The sequence below is a fragment of the Anabaena azotica SJ-1 genome (assembly GCF_047275885.1).
In the GTDB taxonomy this organism is placed as follows: Bacteria; Cyanobacteriota; Cyanobacteriia; order Cyanobacteriales; family Nostocaceae; genus Trichormus_B; species Trichormus_B azotica_A.
The window spans coordinates 2742633-2760985 of sequence record NZ_CP178454.1 but is presented as its reverse complement, the minus strand read 5'-3'; the positions used below and the strand labels follow the sequence as shown (position 1 = coordinate 2760985).

18 protein-coding genes are annotated in these 18353 nt (G+C 40.2%); 9 read left to right on the top strand and 9 right to left on the bottom strand.

The annotated features are described in order from the left end of the window. Positions 1 to 132 precede the first annotated feature (132 nt). The 4 genes from ACLLO5_RS12145 (at position 133) to ACLLO5_RS12130 (ending at position 3377) form a co-directional block, all read left to right on the top strand. The gene (locus ACLLO5_RS12145; protein ID WP_413175704.1) at positions 133 to 552 is read left to right on the top strand and encodes a DUF1636 domain-containing protein; all 420 of its coding nucleotides are present in this window, start codon (positions 133 to 135) and stop codon (positions 550 to 552) included. 94 nt (positions 553 to 646) lie between these two features. Continuing rightward, the gene (locus ACLLO5_RS12140; protein WP_413175703.1) at positions 647 to 1411 is read left to right on the top strand and encodes a cobalt-precorrin-6A reductase; all 765 of its coding nucleotides are present in this window, start codon (positions 647 to 649) and stop codon (positions 1409 to 1411) included. Positions 1412 to 1562: 151 nt separating this feature from the next. After that, the gene (locus ACLLO5_RS12135) at positions 1563 to 2027 is read left to right on the top strand and encodes a phosphate-starvation-inducible PsiE family protein (protein ID WP_413175702.1); all 465 of its coding nucleotides are present in this window, start codon (positions 1563 to 1565) and stop codon (positions 2025 to 2027) included. Between the two features lie 309 nt (positions 2028 to 2336). Continuing rightward, a complete protein-coding gene (locus tag ACLLO5_RS12130) occupies positions 2337 to 3377 on the top strand; it encodes an adenosine deaminase (RefSeq protein ID WP_413175700.1) in 1041 nt (346 codons plus the stop codon). Positions 3378 to 3510: 133 nt separating this feature from the next. Here ACLLO5_RS12130 and ACLLO5_RS12125 read toward each other — a convergent pair whose 3' ends face one another. Next, positions 3511 to 4305 carry a DUF2993 domain-containing protein gene (locus tag ACLLO5_RS12125; RefSeq protein ID WP_413175699.1) on the bottom strand — a complete coding sequence of 265 codons (795 nt, stop codon included), beginning with the start codon at positions 4303 to 4305 and terminating at the stop codon, positions 3511 to 3513. A gap of 157 nt (positions 4306 to 4462) precedes the next feature. Next, positions 4463 to 4816 (bottom strand): hypothetical protein, encoded by a 354-nt coding sequence (locus tag ACLLO5_RS12120; RefSeq protein ID WP_413175698.1) that lies wholly within the window; start codon positions 4814 to 4816, stop codon positions 4463 to 4465. A 519-nt stretch (positions 4817 to 5335) separates the two neighbouring features. On the opposite strand from ACLLO5_RS12120, the gene ACLLO5_RS12115 reads away from it, so the two are divergent. After that, positions 5336 to 6241: a cation diffusion facilitator family transporter gene (locus ACLLO5_RS12115; protein WP_413175697.1), complete on the top strand. Its 906-nt coding sequence runs from the start codon at positions 5336 to 5338 to the stop codon at positions 6239 to 6241. A gap of 28 nt (positions 6242 to 6269) precedes the next feature. On the opposite strand, the gene ACLLO5_RS12110 is transcribed toward ACLLO5_RS12115, so the two are convergent. The 6 genes from ACLLO5_RS12110 to ACLLO5_RS12085 form a co-directional block, all read right to left on the bottom strand. Further along, a complete protein-coding gene (locus tag ACLLO5_RS12110; RefSeq protein ID WP_413175696.1) occupies positions 6270 to 6674 on the bottom strand; it encodes a response regulator in 405 nt (134 codons plus the stop codon). A 346-nt stretch (positions 6675 to 7020) separates the two neighbouring features. Further along, positions 7021 to 8643, bottom strand: coding sequence for a glutamine-hydrolyzing GMP synthase (gene guaA, locus ACLLO5_RS12105; RefSeq protein WP_413175695.1), 1623 nt, complete (start codon positions 8641 to 8643; stop codon positions 7021 to 7023). 200 nt (positions 8644 to 8843) lie between these two features. Continuing rightward, positions 8844 to 9959: a cobalt-precorrin-5B (C(1))-methyltransferase CbiD gene (cbiD, locus tag ACLLO5_RS12100; protein ID WP_413175694.1), complete on the bottom strand. Its 1116-nt coding sequence runs from the start codon at positions 9957 to 9959 to the stop codon at positions 8844 to 8846. 132 nt (positions 9960 to 10091) lie between these two features. Next, positions 10092 to 10391 (bottom strand): hypothetical protein, encoded by a 300-nt coding sequence (locus tag ACLLO5_RS12095; protein ID WP_413175693.1) that lies wholly within the window; start codon positions 10389 to 10391, stop codon positions 10092 to 10094. Positions 10392 to 10474: 83 nt separating this feature from the next. After that, positions 10475 to 11065, bottom strand: a complete 591-nt coding sequence (locus tag ACLLO5_RS12090) for a DUF3177 family protein (protein WP_413175692.1) — start codon at positions 11063 to 11065, stop codon at positions 10475 to 10477. A 609-nt stretch (positions 11066 to 11674) separates the two neighbouring features. Then, complete coding sequence (locus tag ACLLO5_RS12085) at positions 11675 to 11917, bottom strand: Calvin cycle protein CP12 (protein WP_413175691.1); 243 nt, start codon at positions 11915 to 11917, stop codon at positions 11675 to 11677. A 460-nt stretch (positions 11918 to 12377) separates the two neighbouring features. Here ACLLO5_RS12085 and ACLLO5_RS12080 point away from each other — a divergent pair, with 460 nt between their 5' ends. Beyond that, positions 12378 to 13613: an FIST N-terminal domain-containing protein gene (locus tag ACLLO5_RS12080; RefSeq protein WP_413175690.1), complete on the top strand. Its 1236-nt coding sequence runs from the start codon at positions 12378 to 12380 to the stop codon at positions 13611 to 13613. A 93-nt stretch (positions 13614 to 13706) separates the two neighbouring features. Here the strand turns inward: ACLLO5_RS12080 and ACLLO5_RS12075 are convergent, their stop codons facing one another. Further along, the gene (locus ACLLO5_RS12075; RefSeq protein ID WP_413175689.1) at positions 13707 to 14813 is read right to left on the bottom strand and encodes a metallophosphoesterase family protein; all 1107 of its coding nucleotides are present in this window, start codon (positions 14811 to 14813) and stop codon (positions 13707 to 13709) included. A gap of 147 nt (positions 14814 to 14960) precedes the next feature. On the opposite strand from ACLLO5_RS12075, the gene trmB reads away from it, so the two are divergent. The 3 genes from trmB (at position 14961) to ACLLO5_RS12060 (ending at position 18307) form a co-directional block, all read left to right on the top strand. After that, positions 14961 to 15596 (top strand): tRNA (guanosine(46)-N7)-methyltransferase TrmB, encoded by a 636-nt coding sequence (gene trmB, locus ACLLO5_RS12070; RefSeq protein WP_413175688.1) that lies wholly within the window; start codon positions 14961 to 14963, stop codon positions 15594 to 15596. A gap of 66 nt (positions 15597 to 15662) precedes the next feature. Further along, positions 15663 to 16577 (top strand): FTR1 family iron permease, encoded by a 915-nt coding sequence (locus tag ACLLO5_RS12065; protein WP_413175687.1) that lies wholly within the window; start codon positions 15663 to 15665, stop codon positions 16575 to 16577. Positions 16578 to 16801: 224 nt separating this feature from the next. Next, the gene (locus ACLLO5_RS12060) at positions 16802 to 18307 is read left to right on the top strand and encodes a DEAD/DEAH box helicase (RefSeq protein WP_413175686.1); all 1506 of its coding nucleotides are present in this window, start codon (positions 16802 to 16804) and stop codon (positions 18305 to 18307) included. Positions 18308 to 18353: the final 46 nt, after the last annotated feature.

The following is an 18353-nucleotide window of genomic DNA, read 5'->3' as shown; positions in this document are numbered from 1 at the left end:
ATAATGATATATCTAGTAGACAAGGCAGTTAGGACACTTTCAAAAGCTAAAAGCTAGTGATAATAAGAGTTTCACTTTTGCCTATTGCCTCTTGCCTTCCGCTATAAATTGTGCAAATCTGCGAGGATTTAGATGACTGCTGCTAATGTTTCTCCAATTTCCCCTACTAGTGACCCTGGTGTAGCTTCCCATAGTTTATTTGTGTGCAGAACCTGCGCCAGTGTTTGGCAAGATGGTAAGCGTGTCGGTGAAAGTGGCGGTCAAAAACTTTTACAAGAAATTCAGCAAGTCGCGCAAAGTTGGGATTTACGGGATGATTTCCCTATTAAAGAAGTTGAATGCATGAGTGCTTGTAACCGTTCCTGTGTCGTCGCTTTTGCTGGTGAAGGTAAGTTAACTTATCTATTCGGTGATTTGCCGGTTGAAGGTTGTGCTGAGGCTGTGCTGGAATGTGCCAGTAAATACTACTCTCAGCCTGATGGTGTCCTACCTTGGTCGGAACGTCCTGAACCTTTGAAAAAAGGCATTTTAGCGAGAATTCCCAGTTTATAGGTGACAGGTGACAGGTGACAGTGGTAAAAGTTTTCCATTGTCTACGGTTATCAATCCAAAATCCAAAATCCAAAATCTAAAATCCAAAATCAAGATGTTGCGCGTTTTAATTCTAGGTGGAACTGGTGATGCAGCGGAATTAGTTGCAAGAATATCTAATATTACCGGAATTGAGGCGATCGCATCTTTAGCCGGTCGGACTCGTGAACCTGTTTTACCCACTGGTAATGTTCGCGTTGGCGGTTTTGGTGGTGTAACAGGTTTAGTTGAGTATTTACAGCATCAACAAATTCATGTCTTAATTGATGCAACTCACCCCTTCGCCAATCATATCTCCTGGAATGCAGCCGCAGCCGCCACAGCAGCAGGTATTCCTCGATTATTGTTCAATCGTCCTCCCTGGGAAAAATTCCCAAGTGATAACTGGATTGAAGTAGAAAATATTACCGATGCAGCCGCAGTTTTAGAACAGCAAGCTTTAGAAAATCAAGTAAAACGGGTATTTCTGACCATTGGTAGACAAGAAGTTTCTGCTTTTAGCCATTTGCAGGAACTGTGGTTTTTAATGCGAATGATAGATCAACCTAACGCTGATATAGTAACACCTCCAGGGATGACGTTGTGCGATCGCGGTCCCTTTAATTTAGAAAACGAACGGGAAATTTTAAACCACCATCAAATAGATACCATTGTTAGCAAAAATAGCGGCGGTAATGCCACATATCCCAAAATTATTGCAGCACGAGAAATGGGAATAAAAGTCGTCATGGTAAACCGTCCACCCATACCACCAGGAGAACAAGTCCCAGATGTAGAAAGTGCCGTCAAATGGTTATTAAATAAAATTAATTTTCAGTAGGGTGTATTACGGCTTTAGCCTAACGCACCTTGTTATTGTTAATTTTTAAGTTGTCTATTGCTTACCATAAACATTGCATATTTAAATTTTTATTTAAAATTTTTTATTATCAATCATAGAAACAAACAAATCTAGATATCCTGGAGATATTATGCCAAAGCGTATAATTATAGAAGTAAATAGTTGGTTTAAAAGAGATAGAATTATCCGTAACTTAGAAATTTTTCAAGACATTATCGTTATTTCTTTGTGTGTAGGTTTATTTTGTGTCATGCTCATCAGATTAGGAGATATGTTCCTCTCCTTTTTGCATCCACTAGATTTGCGGCTAGTCACATCTGATATTTTATTTATCTTGATACTTGTTGAATTATTTAGATTATTAGTTGATTATATCCAAGAACATAGTATATCTGTAGGTGCAGCAGCAGAAATTACAATTGTTTCTGCTTTGCGAGAAGTAATTTTACGTGGCGTGCTAGAAATTCCCCGTGATCAAATTTTTGGTATTTCTGTATTTTTATTAGTTTTAGCAGGAATTTTCATCTCTATTCCTTTGATGTCTCGCTGGTTTGAACAAGTTAAAATCCCTAATCAAGATACGGAATTACAGTAAAAATAAGTGATCATGCAAAATTAACTTCCTACGTGGAGAGAGGGAACAGGGAACAGAAGAGTGTAATTTATTCTGCCTAATTACTTACAAAGTCTACAAGCCGATTTCATGTATTTAATAGTTACCTGAAAAAGGCATCTACCTATTTTTAATCTCTTCATCCAAATCTGTTGGTAATTTTACCTAACCAGCAAATATCTAGCCAGTATTTTTTTAGTCAAGAAGCAAAAAAAGAATTTTCTGAATATGTATAGTTTTATTGCGGGCATTTGTTACAATTAATGAAATTTTTATCTAAAAAATACCATTATGGCCTTATACGCTGAATTACATCGACACTTGGGGGGTTCTGTTGTCCCCCGTGTGTTGTGGCGATATTTTGAGCGCCATGCTACAGATTTAATTTCTCGTTTTGCTGAATATTCAGAATTTGAAGACTTTTATACTCGTCCTCGTAACACCTTAGATGAATATCTAGAACTACACACCTTGGTAGAAAGTGTGCAAACTGTAGAAACTTTGCCTTACTTTATCTATCGGTTGCTACGGGGTGCGTATATCTTTGAAAATTTGGCTTATTTAGAACTCCGCTATACTCCCTATTTGCGGACACCTGAACATCTGAGTCAAAACGAAAGAATTGACAAGATGGCGGAAATTGTGGAGATTGTGGGAAAAGCCAGCCATTCCTCAGAATATCCCATTGTTAACAGTCAAATTCTCTGTATGCACTCTCGTTTACCTTATGAAGTAAACAAAGCAATTGTTGATTTAGCAGGTCAGAATAGAGAATATGTCTGTGCAGTAGATATAGCTGGTGGCGATAGTTATTATGCTGAACGTATGGATGAATGGGTAAGTTTATATAATTATGCCCGTTCTTTAGGTTTGAATACTACCGGACACCTTTACGAAACTACAGCAGGTTGTTATCCTCAACTGCTACCTTATTTAATGCGAATCGGTCACGGTATCCAAATTCCATTACTTTATCCTGAATTATTACCAGATTTAGCCAAACGTGGGCAATGTTTAGAAGTTTGTCCCACAACTTACCTAAAAACAGGAACTTTACAGGATATCCGTCAACTAAAGTTAGTATTTGACCGCTGTTTTGAAGCAGGGGTTGATATTGCAATTTGTACAGACAACGCTGGCTTACATAACGTGCGGCTACCGTTTGAGTATGAAAATCTCCTGACTTACGACATCATCAATTTTCAACAGCTACAAGCTTGTCAAGATGCCGCTTTTCGCCATGCTTTTGCTTGGCCTCATAGTCAACGTCCTGCATCTCTACTCAATGGTTTGTTGAAACCTGAACCACCTAAAGTTTTGGCAAAGTTTTAGTAGTGTAACAAAGACTAATTTTGAATGTTTCAATTTTTAATAATTTCCCCCACTCTGATGTCTCTCAGATGGGGGATTTTTAGATAATCAATTAATTTTGTGATTGAAACCTGTCGTAATTACAGAATATGGGTCAAGAACTGCTAGGAATACGTTCTATTTCTGCATAACCGCTAAAAATTAACCTTTGTCCTTCAGTTTCTAACCGATTAAGTCGCATTTTTACCCCATCTAAATCAAAGCGATCTAAATCGACCATATTATCTAAAATTTCTACCAGTGCAGTGCTTAAAGTTTGGGAAACTTCTCGCTGTGCTTCTGGAATTTGCTCAAGTTCAATTTTTGGATCTTTAAAAGAAACCCGTCGCCGTCTTTCAATACCGATACCAAGAGTCATACTCAGGGGTATGAGTTCGCCGTTGTTTAAATCGGCTTTAGCTACCAGATGTAAGCGGTTTGCCGGTAATAGCTTTATTTCTACTTCCGTAAACGAAACTGGTTCACCACCAGATATCGCCGTTAAAGTTGCTTCAGAAAGGTTGAGCAGACGCTTTTTAACCAATTCTGCCTGAAAGGCTTGATTTATACCTGTTTCCGATAATATTACTTGCGCTACTGCTTGGGTGGGTTGCTTGAGGCTAAGTTTGCCACTCAAAACCGAGCCGAAGTCAATTGACACTGCATCGGTTTCAAAGGACATTTCTTCAACTGCGAAGTCTTTACGAATTACTAAACCACGTCCGCTCATTTTAAAGCTATCAATGCTGCCTTGCAACAGTTTGCTGGAGGGATAGCAGCGCACAAAGACTTCTACTGACTCGCTTTGGGTAAATAGGTGGCGAATCGTTTGGCTGGCAACTGTATTGAGCATTCGCTCCCCCCAGTCTGTGCCTTTGGGATCTGTGAAACCAGTAAGTCCGCCTAACATTAGGTTCAGGGTCTCTAGAAGTTCTTTGTACTTTTGTAACAAATTGTGAACAATAGTGCAAGCGATCCCCAGATTTATTCTTCTGATGACTGTGAGCAGTATACCTGATGCTTGATAGTTAAATGTATCAGATATGACAGTGTTAGCTGTGATAGCGTTAGTCTACTTGTTCTAAATACTGGTTAATATCCTCAATCAAGCGAGTGAGTTCAGCTTCTGTAGTTAAGCGAATGTTGATATTGCGGATTGTCAGCAGAACTTTGGCGGCAAAGGGTGTAGGCCAAATATTGGGGTTACAGAAAACTTCTAAAAATACTTCACCGGTGTAGCGATACTCTAAAGGAGGTTGGGGAGTAACTTTACCACCTCCAGGGGTGGGTTTAGCTGCAACAGCTTTGAGGCTGACCATTAATTCATTGATTGCTGCTTTTAATTCTCGTGCTGCTTGGGGTGAAAAACTGAAGGATACAGAACCTTCACCGAGGTTCAGTGTCATGGGGGTAGAAGACATAGACTTTTTTGATTCCAACTTCTTGGTAATTACATATTTTACCAGCATGGAGTAATTGGGTGTGGGGTGTGGGGGAGGAGAGGAAAAATCACCAATGACAACTGATTTAGGACTTACGCAAGTGTCACTATCAGATATCTTGTAGGGTGTGTCAGACCTATAAATTGGTTAATATCAATAGATTTTCGGCATCTGAGGCACCATCCTAATCTGCCAGGTATGTCAGTCTTGTGACTATTTTAGATTTTGGATTAGAAATTCTTTTCTGCTGCTCGAAAATTTGGATTTTAAACTCAAATTTTCGAGAATAATAGTCTGTTATGAACAAATACAGTATCTATATCAATACTGTATTTCCATGAATTTTAACTATAATTAATCTCAATAACTTGGTAAAAAAATAGAGTTTATAGAGAGATTTATTCCTTATAGAGCAAGATTTTGATACATTTTATTTGTTTTGATTTGTGCTTTAGGTTTTACAGTGGAAATCATAAAGAATGATGTGATAAATTTTTTATGACTTACGATAATCGTGCCGAAGTAAGAAAGGTTTTAATTATTACTCTCTTGCTCAACTTATTTGTGATGGCATTAAAAGCAGTGGTAGGGTATTCGACAGGTTCTTTAAGCTTGTTAGCTGATGCCTTACATAGTGTGACAGATAGCGCCAATAACGTTTTAGGATTGATTGCTAGTACGTTTTCTTCTCCCCTGCCAGATCGAGAACATCCCTATGGACACCATAAATTTGAAGCTGTGGGTGCTTTGGGGATAGCGGCTTTTTTAGGGATAGCTTGTTTTGAAATTCTTCAAGGAGCGATAGAACGAATTCTCAAAGGTGGTTCACCTGTGAAAATATCAGGTTCTGATTTGTGGTTATTATTAATTGTGCTAGGGGTAAATATTTTTGTCGCTTTTTATGAACGTAATGTTGGTAGACGGGTAGGTAGTTCAATTTTAATTGCTGATGCTACACATACGATGAGTGATGTGTGGGTGACTATTTCTGTGCTGGGTGGGTTGATAGGTATTTGGTGGCTAAATTTTCAATGGTTAGATGTGGTGTTGGCTTTTCCGGTGGCTTTGTTGGTATTTTGGAGTGGTTGGTCGGTTTTAAAAGAGAATTTACCTTGGTTGGTAGATCAAATGGCGATCGCACCGGAAGCCATTCATGCGATCGCTGTTTCAGTTCCTGGTGTAATTAACTGTCATGATATTGCTTCCCGTGGCGTTTTGGGTCGCCAAGTTTTTATAGAAATGCATTTAATAGTAGATGCACCAGATGTAGAAACTGCTCATCGAATAACTGAAGAACTAGAACGTCAATTAGAAGCACGCTTTAGTCCTGTCAGGATTTTAATTCACGTTGAGCCACCAGCTTATAAGTCTGAAAGCATCAGTTTTGACAATGGAGTCAGGTAGTAGATTTTGATTTACTCCGATTCCCAAATTAACGCTGAGAAAATGTGACTAAATTGGCGATAATTTCTACTAATTCACTAGGATCGACTGGTTTAGCTATATGAGTTTGAAAGCCAGCTGCTAAGGCGCGGCTACGATCCTCACTATCTGCATAACCAGTTAAAGCAACAGCCGGAATTCTGCCGCCTTGATCAGCTTTGAGCGATCGCACTTTCCGAATTAAAGTGTAGCCATCTTCACCAGGTAGTGCAATATCGCAGATCAAAGCATCAGGTTTAAATCTGGGTAGCATTTCCAGAGCTAATGCTGCTGATGGAACTGTTCTCACTATGGCTCCATCTGCTTCTAAAACGATAGTTAGGTAAAAGCAACTATCATCATCATCATCAACTACCAGAATGCGTAATCCAGTTAAACGGAGATTATTTTGCATAACATCTCCATAGGTGTTGGGAATTAGAAAGAAGAATTTTAAACAAATTTCCTTGCTATCCTCAGTCACCATACCAATGGTAATTTTACTGCGATAAATGTAATTTATTAGGGTTAATTAATTTTCTTAATTTTGTCAGAAGTCAGGAGGCAGAAGTCAGGAGTCAGGAGTCAGGAGTCAGGAGTCAGGAGTCAGGAGTCAGGAGTCAGGAGTCAGGAGTCAGGAGTCAGGAGTCAGGAGTCAGGAGTCAGGAAGAAGAAGAAAGAAGAAAGAAGGAATTAATCTTTCCCCCTGCTCCCCTGCTCCTCTGCTCCCCTGCCCCCCTGCTCTCTTCCCTGTCACCTATTTATTCCCACTCAATGGTTCCAGGTGGCTTGGAGGTAATGTCATAAACCACACGGTTAACGCCTTTTACCTCATTGACGATTCTGTTAGAAATTCCTTCTAGGACATCGTAAGGAACCCGCGCCCAGTCTGCGGTCATCCCATCTTCACTGGTGACAATTCGCAAAACAATTGGGTAAGCATAGGTACGTTTATCACCCATTACGCCTACACTCCGAATTGGTAACAACACAGCAAAAGCTTGCCAATAGTCATGATACAAACCACGCTGATTAATTTCTTGGCGGACAATTAAATCAGCATCGCGTAAAATATTTAACCGTTCGGCTGTGACTTCGCCTAAAATCCGAATTGCTAAACCGGGTCCGGGGAAGGGTTGTCTTTGGACAATTTCTTCTGGTAAACCAATGGAACGGCCTACTTTACGAACTTCATCTTTAAAAAGTTTCCGCAAGGGTTCGACGAGTTTAAATCTGAGGTCTTTGGGTAAACCACCGACGTTGTGATGACTCTTAATTTTTACTGCTACTCGTTCACCGGTTTTCGGGTCAACATTAGTATCAGCAGATTCGATGACATCAGGATAGAGAGTACCTTGAGCTAAATAATCAAAGTGACCGAGTTGTTTGGAAGTTTCTTCAAAGACGCGGATAAATTCATGGCCGATGCGACGGCGTTTTTCTTCGGGGTCTGTGACACCAGCAATAGCATTAATAAAGCGATCGCGTGCATTGACATACTCTACGGGAATATGAAACTGTTCTTGGAATAGTTTGAGTAATCTTTCCGGCTCTAATTTACGCATAAAGCCTTGGTCAATAAACACACAAGTTAGCTGTTCACCAATGGCTTTATACAGTAAAAATGCCAGGGTGGAAGAATCTACTCCCCCAGAAAGAGCCAATAATACGCGCTTATCACCAACTCTAGCGCGAATTTCCCGAATTGATTCTTCCACAAAAGCCGCTGTTGTCCAGGTGGGTTCACAGTCACAAATGTGGTAAACAAAGTTACGAATTAATGCTATTCCACCCAGGGAATGTACGACTTCTGGATGGAATTGTACACCATAAAGTTTTTTGTCGTGGTCAGCAATAGCCGCACAGGGAGTATTTTCTGTATGTGCCAATAATTCAAATCCAGATGGCATTTTTGTAACTGAGTCGCCATGACTCATCCACATTGTTGTTCCATCTTCAACATTAGTGAGCAAATCTGTAGGATCATCTATATATAATGATGCTTTGCCGTATTCACCCCGATCAGCTTTGGTGACTTCCCCACCTAGTTGGTTCACCATCAACTGCATTCCATAGCATACACCTAAGATGGGGATTCCCAAATTCCAGATTTCTGGGTCACAATGGGGGGCATAATCGCTATATACTGAATTTGGCCCACCAGACAAGATAATTCCCTTGGGATTTAATTGGCGTAAGTGTTCTGCTGTGGTGCGATAGGAGAGAACTTCAGAGTATACTTGAGTTTCACGGATACGCCGAGCGATTAGTTCAGAATATTGAGAACCAAAGTCTAAAATAACAATTATTTGGCGATTAAGCGCCCCCAAATTTTCTTGTATTTGAGGTGCTTGTTCGGTTGGTAGAGTCACCGCTGTATTCATGATGTCGAGAGTGTGTCTTTAAAGATAAAACGTGATTACCACTTCCGGCTGTTTAGGCTAGTAATGGTCAAAAAACCCTAATAGATAGACGCGACTGCTGCCGCGTCTGTTGAGCCGATAAATTTGGCTGGTATTAAAATCTAGAGTAGGTACAACAACAAGATTATTTATTTGGTTTATTTATGATTATTCATAATAAGTTAACATAATTTTTCCACTAAGATACAACCAGTTTTACTCTTAACGATAATTTTTCGATCGCGATCAAAAAGAACTGAACCACAAACTGTTGTGGCTGTAACCCGGTCACTGTGGCTTTTCAGATATTCTTGGCAACGGATATCAATGGTTTCGGCAATGGTGCTATAAACTTGATTTACCCAATTACTGCCAGTATTACTGTCTAGGGAATGGAGGTGTTTTAATGCAGCTTCAGCAGTAGGGCTGTGAAATACTACTTGTACATCTGAAGATTGTAAACCTGCGATCGCACAATGGGCTGCTAAAATTTCCCGTCGGCCATCTGCTAAGTGATGATGGGTGTGAAAAATTCCCCCTGCCAATTTCATCAGCTTACCGTGATAACCAAATAATAAAATTTCTTTAACTCCTAAAATATCAGCTTCTACTAACATTGCTCCTAACCAGTTAGCAGTTTTTACCAATTTTTCAGGGTTAATGCCCAATTTTGCTGCTAAATCCAAGCCATTTTCGCCAATACAAAAAACTAAACTCTCAAACCGACTGGCTTTAGCTTGTAAATCAGCACGGAAAGCCATTAATTGATCTGGTGTACTCAAAGGTTGAGAAATCCCTGTTGTTCCTAACAAAGAAAGACCTTCAACTACACCAAAAGCAGAATTAGAAGTTCTGACAGCGAGCGATCGCCCTTCAGGTAAAATAATTGTGACTGTGATTTTTTCCCCAGGTGCTAAAAGCCGTTGCAAATTCTCCTTTAACAATCTCTGAGCATAACTATAAATTGCGGCTTTCCCTTCACCATTAAGTTGCTTTCCAATCCCTTCTCCTCCCTGAATAATTACTGAATCCCCATCTCCCTCATACCATGTCACCATTGCCCAAATTGGTGTATTTTTAGTCAAATCCAAGTTATCACCAGGATCACTGCGAGTAATAGCCAAAGCCGAATTTTCAGATATTCCTGCTACCTGTTCAATTGGTATTTCTGCTCTTTCGGCTGGTGAAATCAAATCAACAGCAGTTACGTTCAGAGATTGACGATAACGTAACCAATGCAAAGCAGCAACAGCCGCAGCACAGGCAAAAACCGGGAGAGTGTATCCAGCACGGGACATAGGAATAATTAAAAATTACAAATTAAAAATTAAAACAAGTAATTGGTAATTGGGAGAATGTAGAAGGCAAGAAGTTTGTCTTCCCCTGCTCCCCTGCTCCCCTGCTCTCTTCCCTGTCACCTGTCACCTATTTTAAACACCAACTTCTAAAAACAAAGCTTCCATTGCTTCCCAAGAAATACCTTGTTGAATGTAACGGGGTGATTCAGGATTATAAGGACTAGCTATGCGGTCAATACTGATAATTGTTGCTTCATCTGGTAATACAGGTACATCTGGATCAAATGCCGTTGATTGCATTAAAGAACTAGAAAAGCCCTTAAAAACTGCAATTTTATCTTGCTCATCAGCAATACTTATAGACACTATGAGGACTTCTTGAGGTCGTTTGATGGTATATTGTTCCAGCCGTTTACCAATTGAATTATTCATCAAAAAAAACAAAGTACAAGTTAGTTGATTATTTGCAGTATTATCATTAACTCGACAATTAAGCTGTATACTTTATCTTTTTTTTATTGTGTCGCGGAACGTCCCTTCTTGCCTAGCTTGATCATGACAAAATAGCTTAAGTAAGCCACATAAACTATTAAAGCTATTATTCCCAGAAAGCCTAAAAGGGCTGGTTTACTATTGTGATGAAAATAGTCTTTAAACATTAATGGTGCTTCTAGCCAAACGCTACAATAGGGAGTTTTGAGGGCATTTCCTGAAAAACCACAACCCAAAAAAGGTGCAAAACCTATTATCCCTAAAGCGCAGTAAAGAGTCATTGCCCAGCGCCAAGATGTGAACACCAATTTTAATAGGCTATTTGGTTGATACTCAATTTCATCGTTGAGATCCACCCAAAACCATAGGGATATGGGAATCAGAAAACGAGCTATTAGACCAGAGATAAAACTTACTGCCATACCGCCAATCATCAAGTAAGCTGTAATTGCTAATAGACTCGCTACTCGCCAGTAAATCATTAACAATCGTTGTATTCCTTCTGATTTTTGCACGAATGCCCAAATTAGGAGAATTAGGGGAATAATTAAGGCAAATAATATTGTTAATCTAACATCCATCCAGACGTAAGGGCGAAACCAAACTTGTGGCATAATTTTGTCAGTTGATCAATGATAAATTTACAGCAGAATTCAGAATTAAGGAATCAAATCCTTTTGATACTTGATAGAGCGACGTAGCTTATAGACGTTGGGCTAGAGGCATTTTTAAATTTAAATTTTGTACTTCTTCATTTACCTGCAATTTGCTTTATTTATCTGTTACTTGATTGATAAAATCTTTCAATAGAGGTTGCTGCGGATCTAGCTTACTAACGGCTGAATACTTAATGCTCTAGCTTTAAATAAGTAAGTTGGTGGGTAAATTTGATAGTTTCCTATCTATTTGTAAAAAAAGCAAGCAACATTGACGTTTGTCGCTGATATTCTGCACTTGTCTCTCAATGCTATTAGGGTGAATTGAGATTTTACCCTGATCTGCTGAGAATTGAACATACCCAGATGCAGGTAGATTTTTGCAGCCTTTCTGGGATTTTGGTTGATTTTCCCTCTATAAACTTGCTTTTTTACCCAGATTCACAGATCATCTAGGAAAAATGCGAGATTTATAGGGGAATGTGCTGGAAGTGCAAGATGTTCAGATTATAGATATTGGTTGCTTGCCGACTAGACTAAAAAGAAAAGCCGTTGGCGCAATTTCTATTAGTCTTCGTATAACCGGCATTCATCTGCTTCTGGGTTAGCATCACAGTATTTTTCTAGGGAGTTTTTGGGCTTGCTTTGACGCTGATGGGAAGCTTCTGCTTGTAATTCTTCAACAGCATCCCAAGCCGCAGCACATTCTGCGGAATTGCCACCTGAAACATCACAGACAGCACGCGCTTGTTCAATCTCGTCTTGAATCTTTTCTTGGATGTCGTTTACTTTTTCTGTAATATTGGTCATTACGTTAATCTCGCTATGTATTGTTTATACCAGTGTGAAAAAAACAAAAATTGCTATTTTTGCTCTATGACTCGCTTACTATTCTAACCACTGAGCTGTTCAGTTCGTATTGCACCCTGATAATCAATAAGTAATACAGCAAATTACTTCATTTGTACCGTGTTTCTGTTAATGTTTTAAGATTTTGTGGTTACAGGTCTACAGAAAATGAATCATACAATATATTTAGATTCATCAGGAGTCAGGAGTCAGGAGGAGGCAGTGCGGTGGACGGGTCTCCCGGCATAAAGCAACTGCCGTTCAGGAGGCAGAAGGCAGAAGGCAGGAGGCAGGAGGCAGGAGGTAATACATTATTCTCCCCATTTCCCTACACCCCACACCCTTAACAAAAAACCCCCATACCCTAAACCCCTGAATAAGAAAAATTTCCAGCCTCAACACAAAGAGAATTCCAAAACTCATGGCAGATCAAATGCAGTGGGCAAATGCCCTATCAACCCATCATTCTTTGGAAGCAGCTGTTACAGATGTGGTACAACAAGCTGTTTCATCTTTAACAGCACCTGCTGATTTAGGGCTGGTGTTCATTTCTTCTGCTTTTACAAGTGAGTATTCCCGACTTTTACCGTTGCTGGCTGAAAAACTATCAGTACCTATGTTGATTGGCTGTAGTGCTGCGGGTGTAATTGGTACGAAATCAGGAAATAAAACTCAAGAAATCGAATCTGAACCAGCTATCAGCTTGACTTTAGCTCATTTGCCCGGTGTGGATATTCGAGCTTTTCATATTCTGGGTGATCAGTTGCCTGATTTGGATAGTTCACCGGATGCTTGGATTGATTTAGTGGGTGTGTCACCATCATCTGCACCCCAATTTATTTTGTTGTCTAGTGCTTTTGCGTCAGGAACTAATGATTTGTTGCAGGGGTTGGATTTTGCTTATCCTGGTTCGGTGATTGTGGGGGGACAGGCCAGCGGTGGTTTTGTGAGCGATCGCATTGCTCTATTTTGTAATAATCGCCTGTATCGTCAGGGTACGGTGGGTTTGGCTTTAAGCGGTGATATTGTTGTGGAAACTATTGTTGCTCAAGGATGCCGACCTATTGGTGAACCATTACAGGTGACGAAAGCTGAACGCAATATTATTTTAGAGTTGGATGAACAAGTACCTTTGGTGGTGCTGCGGAATTTAATCAGTAGCCTCAGTGAAGAGGAGAAGATGCTGACACAGCATTCTTTGTTTGTGGGTTTGGCAATGAATGAGTTTAAGCTTTCTTTAAAGCAGGGTGATTTTTTAATTCGCAATTTACTGGGAGTAGATCCATCCGCTGGGGCGATCGCTATTGGCGATCGCGTCCGTCCTGGTCAAAGGTTACAATTCCATCTGCGAGATGCTCAAGCCTCGGCTGAAGACCTAGAATTTCTTTTACAAGAGCATCATGAACAAAGCAGCGGTGGTTCTTCTCCTATGGCTGCACTGATGTTTAGTTGTGTGGGTCGTGGTGTCGGACTCTACGGTAAACCCGATTTTGATTCCCAGTTATTTAAGAGTTACTTCCAAGATATCCCCATGGGGGGTTATTTCTGCTCTGGTGAAATCGGTCCTGTGGGTGGCAGAACTTTTCTTCATGGTTATACTTCAGTTTTTGCAATTTGCCGACAGCGTAATAGGGAACAGGTGACAGGTGACAGGTGACAGGTGACAGGGAAGAGAGCAGGGGAGCAGGGGAGCAGGGGAGGATGGGGAAGATGGGGAGGATAGGGAAGTAATTTTCCTAATCACCAATCACTAATCACCAATCAATAATCGACTGTTGTTATCAATGGGGGTAGGATGACCAGTGTGAGTAATTGCACCATATTTTTGGATGTAGTGACGTACTTCTAGGGGAAATTCAGGGTAGTCTAAGACTCCATCTCCATCGGCAATGGTAGCCCAAAAGTCCCGCAAATCGGGAGCTAGTTCTTGTGCTTGTGCCAATGGTAGGTTGAGGGGTGGTAGGGTTAGTAATTTGATCAGGAAGGGATAAGAGCGATCGCCCATCCATTGTCTAGATGACTGTTGTAAATCAGGGAAATCTGGTACTGATTCAACACGATGAGATACAATTTGTAACCATTCCCTACCTATATTATCTCGCTCAAACTCCAGTACCCTATAAGGATGGGGATAGCTGACTAATGAACCAGTGGTAATATCATAGATTCCATCTGCACAAGCTACATCCTGGACGTGCAAATGCCCTGTGAATACTAATCTCACTCCATGTTTACGCAACAAATCTAGAAGTTGTGGAGCATTCTCCAACATATAGCGATTTGCCATTGGATGATCGGATTGATCTGGCAAATGCTCAACCACATTATGATGGATCATTACCAAAACTAATTCATCCGTAATTGCTCCTAATTCTGCTTCTAACCATCTGAATTGGTGATCATCCAATCTGCCTATCTGCTTACCTTGGTGATCATAGGAGTTAGAATTTAAACCAATCAGTCTTACTCCTGGTAGGATTTGATGATTGTAGTAACATTGATCTAGATTTTTATAACCAAACTGACGGTAATAATGGGGAAAATCTGCAAAAGCAATAGATTGTTCATTGGCCATTAAAACCGGAACATCATGATTACCAGGAACAACATAGACTGGAAAAGGTAATTGAGATAATCTTTTTGCTAACCAAGCATGATTTTCTGGTTCACCATGTTGGGTTAAGTCTCCGGGGATCAAAAGAAAATCTAAATCGAGTTGTGTTAAATGTTCTAGTACACTTTCAAAGGCGGGGATACTAACTTCCACTAGATGAAATCGGCTGGGATGATCCCATATTGTGTGCGGAAGACCAATGTGTAGGTCACTAACTATGGCAAAGCGAAAATTGATATCCATTAGATTTAAGAAAATGTTAAAAGCAGAAATGCAAATACTCGTTTCTCAAAAGTATACCTTTTGCTTTGTCTGACTGCGTAGCAGCACATATACTTAATATTTGTACACATTTATGTTTAATTTTGTTAACCTAAAGGAGAGTTAATTTTGCCTTTGATTCGAGTACGACAGCACGTTAACCCACTAGCAAGAAAGTTTCAAACTCCAGTTGATCCCCTAGAATGGGAAAAAGTTTATACAAAGCCAAATCAACCCCTACATTTAGATATTGGGTGTGCCAGAGGAAGGTTTTTACTACAGATGGCACCAATAGAAGCGAACTGGAATTTTTTGGGTTTGGAAATTAGAGAACCTTTGGTAGAAGAAGCGAATAGGTTGCGTACTGAATTGGGTTTAACCAATTTGCATTATTTGTTTTGCAATGTAAATAATTCTTTAGCACCAATTTTATCTACCTTGCCAACAGGAATTTTACAGCGGGTAACAATTCAATTTCCTGATCCTTGGTTTAAAACTCGTCACGCAAAAAGGCGTGTAGTGCAACCGGAATTAGTCACAGAATTAGCTAATTATTTGGCTGTGGGTGGGATAGTGTTTTTGCAATCTGATCAGAAATTTATTGCTGTAGAGATGTGCGATCGCTTTACTGAAAATCCCGCATTTGCGAAAATGGGTACAGAGGAATGGTTAGCAGAAAATCCTCTACCAGTTCCCACAGAAAGAGAAATAGCAACACAAAAGAAAGGTGAACCTGTGTATCGGGCTTTGTTTGTGAAACAATGAGTAATTTCACTCAGTAATTACAGGCATAATTATTTGATCGAAATACCAAAAACTAATTAATATCTTATGAATTGGAGTGCTGCATTACCAACTTTTTTCATTACTTTACGCGAAGGTGTCGAAGCTGCTTTAGTGGTGGGAATTGTCTTTGCTTGTTTACAGCAAGCTCAACAACAAAAATTACATCGTTGGGTATATTTAGGTGTTATCAGTGCGGTAATAGCTAGTTTTATTGTAGGGTTAATTCTTAATTTAACCATCCAAGGATTACAAACCTCAGATTTGCGCTATGCACCTGTTTTCAAACAATTATTTGAAATGGGATTAGGGTTAATAGCAATTTCTATGCTCAGTTGGATGTTAATTTGGATGACACAACAAGCAAAATTCCTAAAAGCTGAAATCCAAAATTCTGTAACTAGTGCTTTGGATGAAGACAAAAAAGCAGCTTGGGCAATTTTTAGCTTAATATTTATTGCCGTTTTTCGAGAAGGTTTAGAGACAGCATTATTTATTGTGGCTCAATTTCAATCTGGCTTAATACCTGTATTGGGAGCAATAGGAGGACTAACCATAGCAGTATTAATTGGTATGCTCTTATTTAGATGGAGTATCCGCATTAACCTGAGCCAATTTTTTCAATGGATGGGTTTATTACTATTAATAATAGTCTCTGGGTTAGTAATTTCTGCTCTCCGTCATCTTGATGCCGCAGTCATGGCTTATAACCAAATTAATGCCCTGAATATTTGTCAAATAGGAAGTAATGCTTGTATTTTAGGTTTGCAAATTTGGGATTTTTCGGAAATTTTACCTGATAAACAATTTCCTGGAATTTTGCTAAAAACCCTGTTTGGTTATAACCAGAAATTGTATTTAGCACAAGCTTTAGGGTATATACTATTTTGGTTGATTATTGGTGGTTCATATTTCCGCAGTCTCAACCAACCTACACCATTAAAACCAGCAACCAAAAATTAACTAATTGCAACGGTAGAGGTATTTAAGATATCTCTCCCAATTGATTTTTATTCAAACTTGAAGAGAATAATTAATTTTACATATACTAAATATTCTGTTAAAATTCAGTGCTGCGGCTTATGCTCTCAGTCTTGGGGTACTTGCCCATGCAGCCCTTCAAACCCACATTCCGCCTAAGACTGACGCTGTAATGAGCGACAGGCCGATGTTATTTACGGAGTTCTATGTCTTTTTCTAATCTCGGCTTGTCCCCTGAAATTATTCGCGCAGTTACTGAACGGGGATACACTAAACCCACACCAATACAAATACAGGCTATTCCATCGGTGTTATCGGGTGGTGATTTACTAGCGGGCGCTCAAACTGGTACTGGAAAAACCGCCAGTTTTACTTTGCCACTTCTGCATCGGTTGTCATCAAATAATAATGTTAAAAGCAGTTCTACTGGATGGGTGCCAATACGGGCGTTGATTCTCACTCCTACACGGGAACTCGCCGCACAGGTACAAGAAAGCGTCCATGATTATGGCAAGTACCTGAAGCTGAAATCAATGGCGATGTTTGGTGGGGTCAGTATCAATCCTCAAAAACGCCAGTTGAAAAGTGGTGTAGATATCCTGGTTGCCACTCCAGGAAGACTGCTAGACCATCTAGAACAGGGTTCGGTGAACCTGTCGCGGGTGGAGGTTTTGGTGTTGGATGAAGCAGACCGGATGCTGGATATGGGCTTTATTCGTGATATTCGGCGTATTCTGTCTATTTTACCCAAGCAGCGCCAAAATTTGTTGTTCTTTGCTACCTTCTCCGATAATATCAAGCAATTAGCGGCAGGGTTGCTGAATCAGCCGACGATGATTGAGGTGGCACGCCGTAATATTACTGCTGATACGATCGCACAAAGAGCTTATCAGGTAGACCGTGACAGGAAGCGTCAATTACTTTCTTTCTTGATTAAACAAGACGAGTGGTATCAAGTTCTAGTATTTACTCGGACTAAATACGGTGCTGACCGTCTGGTGAGGCAGTTGAATGAAGACCGCATTCAAGCATTGGCAATTCACGGTAATAAAAGTCAGGGGGCGCGTACCCAGGCTTTAGCAAAGTTTAAGGATGGTAAGTTACAGGTACTGGTGGCCACGGATATTGCTGCTAGGGGTCTTGATATTAGCGAATTACCCCATGTTGTAAATTACGATTTGCCCTTTGTACCGGAAGATTATGTGCATCGGATTGGTCGCACAGGCCGCGCTGGTGCAAGAGGTGAAGCTATATCTTTGGTGTGTGTTGATGAACACCATCTGTTGACAGATATCGAAAAACTGATTCAGCAGAAGTTGCCATTGGAAGTAGTTACTGGCTTTGGAATTAACCCAGATATTAAACCGGAACCAATTCAAAATGGACGCAAACAAAAACCCAAACCTGGACGTGATCAGGACATAGTTGGTTCTGGTGATAAACCTAAACCGTCACCCCAAACATCGGGTAAACGTAAGGCTGCACCACCTTCTACAGATGGCAAAAAGTCTGGTGCTAGTTCCTCTGCTGCCCCTGAACGCAAACCAAAACCCAAGCTTGGACGTGATCATGAAACAACTCGTTCTAGTCCTAAACCCAAACCGTCATCAGCAGCATCAGGAAGACGTAAGGCTGCACCACCTGCTACGGGTGGCAAAAAGTTTGGTTCTAGTACATCTTCATCACGTCGTTCTCCAAAACGCGATCGCTAGGATAACAGGTGAGAGGTGACAGGTGACAGTAGATATTTTTCTGTTC

Bases quoted from the DNA above. Each gene is read 5' to 3' on its own strand.
- ACLLO5_RS12145 (WP_413175704.1), top strand. From the start codon at position 133: ATGACTGCTGCTAATGTTTCTCCAATTTCCCCTACTAGTGACCCTGGT.
- ACLLO5_RS12140 (WP_413175703.1), top strand. From the start codon at position 647: ATGTTGCGCGTTTTAATTCTAGGTGGAACTGGTGATGCAGCGGAATTA.
- ACLLO5_RS12135 (WP_413175702.1), top strand. From the start codon at position 1,563: ATGCCAAAGCGTATAATTATAGAAGTAAATAGTTGGTTTAAAAGAGAT.
- ACLLO5_RS12130 (WP_413175700.1), top strand. From the start codon at position 2,337: ATGGCCTTATACGCTGAATTACATCGACACTTGGGGGGTTCTGTTGTC.
- ACLLO5_RS12125 (WP_413175699.1), bottom strand. From the start codon at position 4,305: ATGTTAGGCGGACTTACTGGTTTCACAGATCCCAAAGGCACAGACTGG.
- ACLLO5_RS12120 (WP_413175698.1), bottom strand. From the start codon at position 4,816: ATGTCTTCTACCCCCATGACACTGAACCTCGGTGAAGGTTCTGTATCC.
- ACLLO5_RS12115 (WP_413175697.1), top strand. From the start codon at position 5,336: ATGACTTACGATAATCGTGCCGAAGTAAGAAAGGTTTTAATTATTACT.
- ACLLO5_RS12110 (WP_413175696.1), bottom strand. From the start codon at position 6,674: ATGCAAAATAATCTCCGTTTAACTGGATTACGCATTCTGGTAGTTGAT.
- guaA (WP_413175695.1), bottom strand. From the start codon at position 8,643: ATGAATACAGCGGTGACTCTACCAACCGAACAAGCACCTCAAATACAA.
- cbiD (WP_413175694.1), bottom strand. From the start codon at position 9,959: ATGTCCCGTGCTGGATACACTCTCCCGGTTTTTGCCTGTGCTGCGGCT.
- ACLLO5_RS12095 (WP_413175693.1), bottom strand. From the start codon at position 10,391: ATGAATAATTCAATTGGTAAACGGCTGGAACAATATACCATCAAACGA.
- ACLLO5_RS12090 (WP_413175692.1), bottom strand. From the start codon at position 11,065: ATGCCACAAGTTTGGTTTCGCCCTTACGTCTGGATGGATGTTAGATTA.
- ACLLO5_RS12085 (WP_413175691.1), bottom strand. From the start codon at position 11,917: ATGACCAATATTACAGAAAAAGTAAACGACATCCAAGAAAAGATTCAA.
- ACLLO5_RS12080 (WP_413175690.1), top strand. From the start codon at position 12,378: ATGGCAGATCAAATGCAGTGGGCAAATGCCCTATCAACCCATCATTCT.
- ACLLO5_RS12075 (WP_413175689.1), bottom strand. From the start codon at position 14,813: ATGGATATCAATTTTCGCTTTGCCATAGTTAGTGACCTACACATTGGT.
- ACLLO5_RS12065 (WP_413175687.1), top strand. From the start codon at position 15,663: ATGAATTGGAGTGCTGCATTACCAACTTTTTTCATTACTTTACGCGAA.
- ACLLO5_RS12060 (WP_413175686.1), top strand. From the start codon at position 16,802: ATGTCTTTTTCTAATCTCGGCTTGTCCCCTGAAATTATTCGCGCAGTT.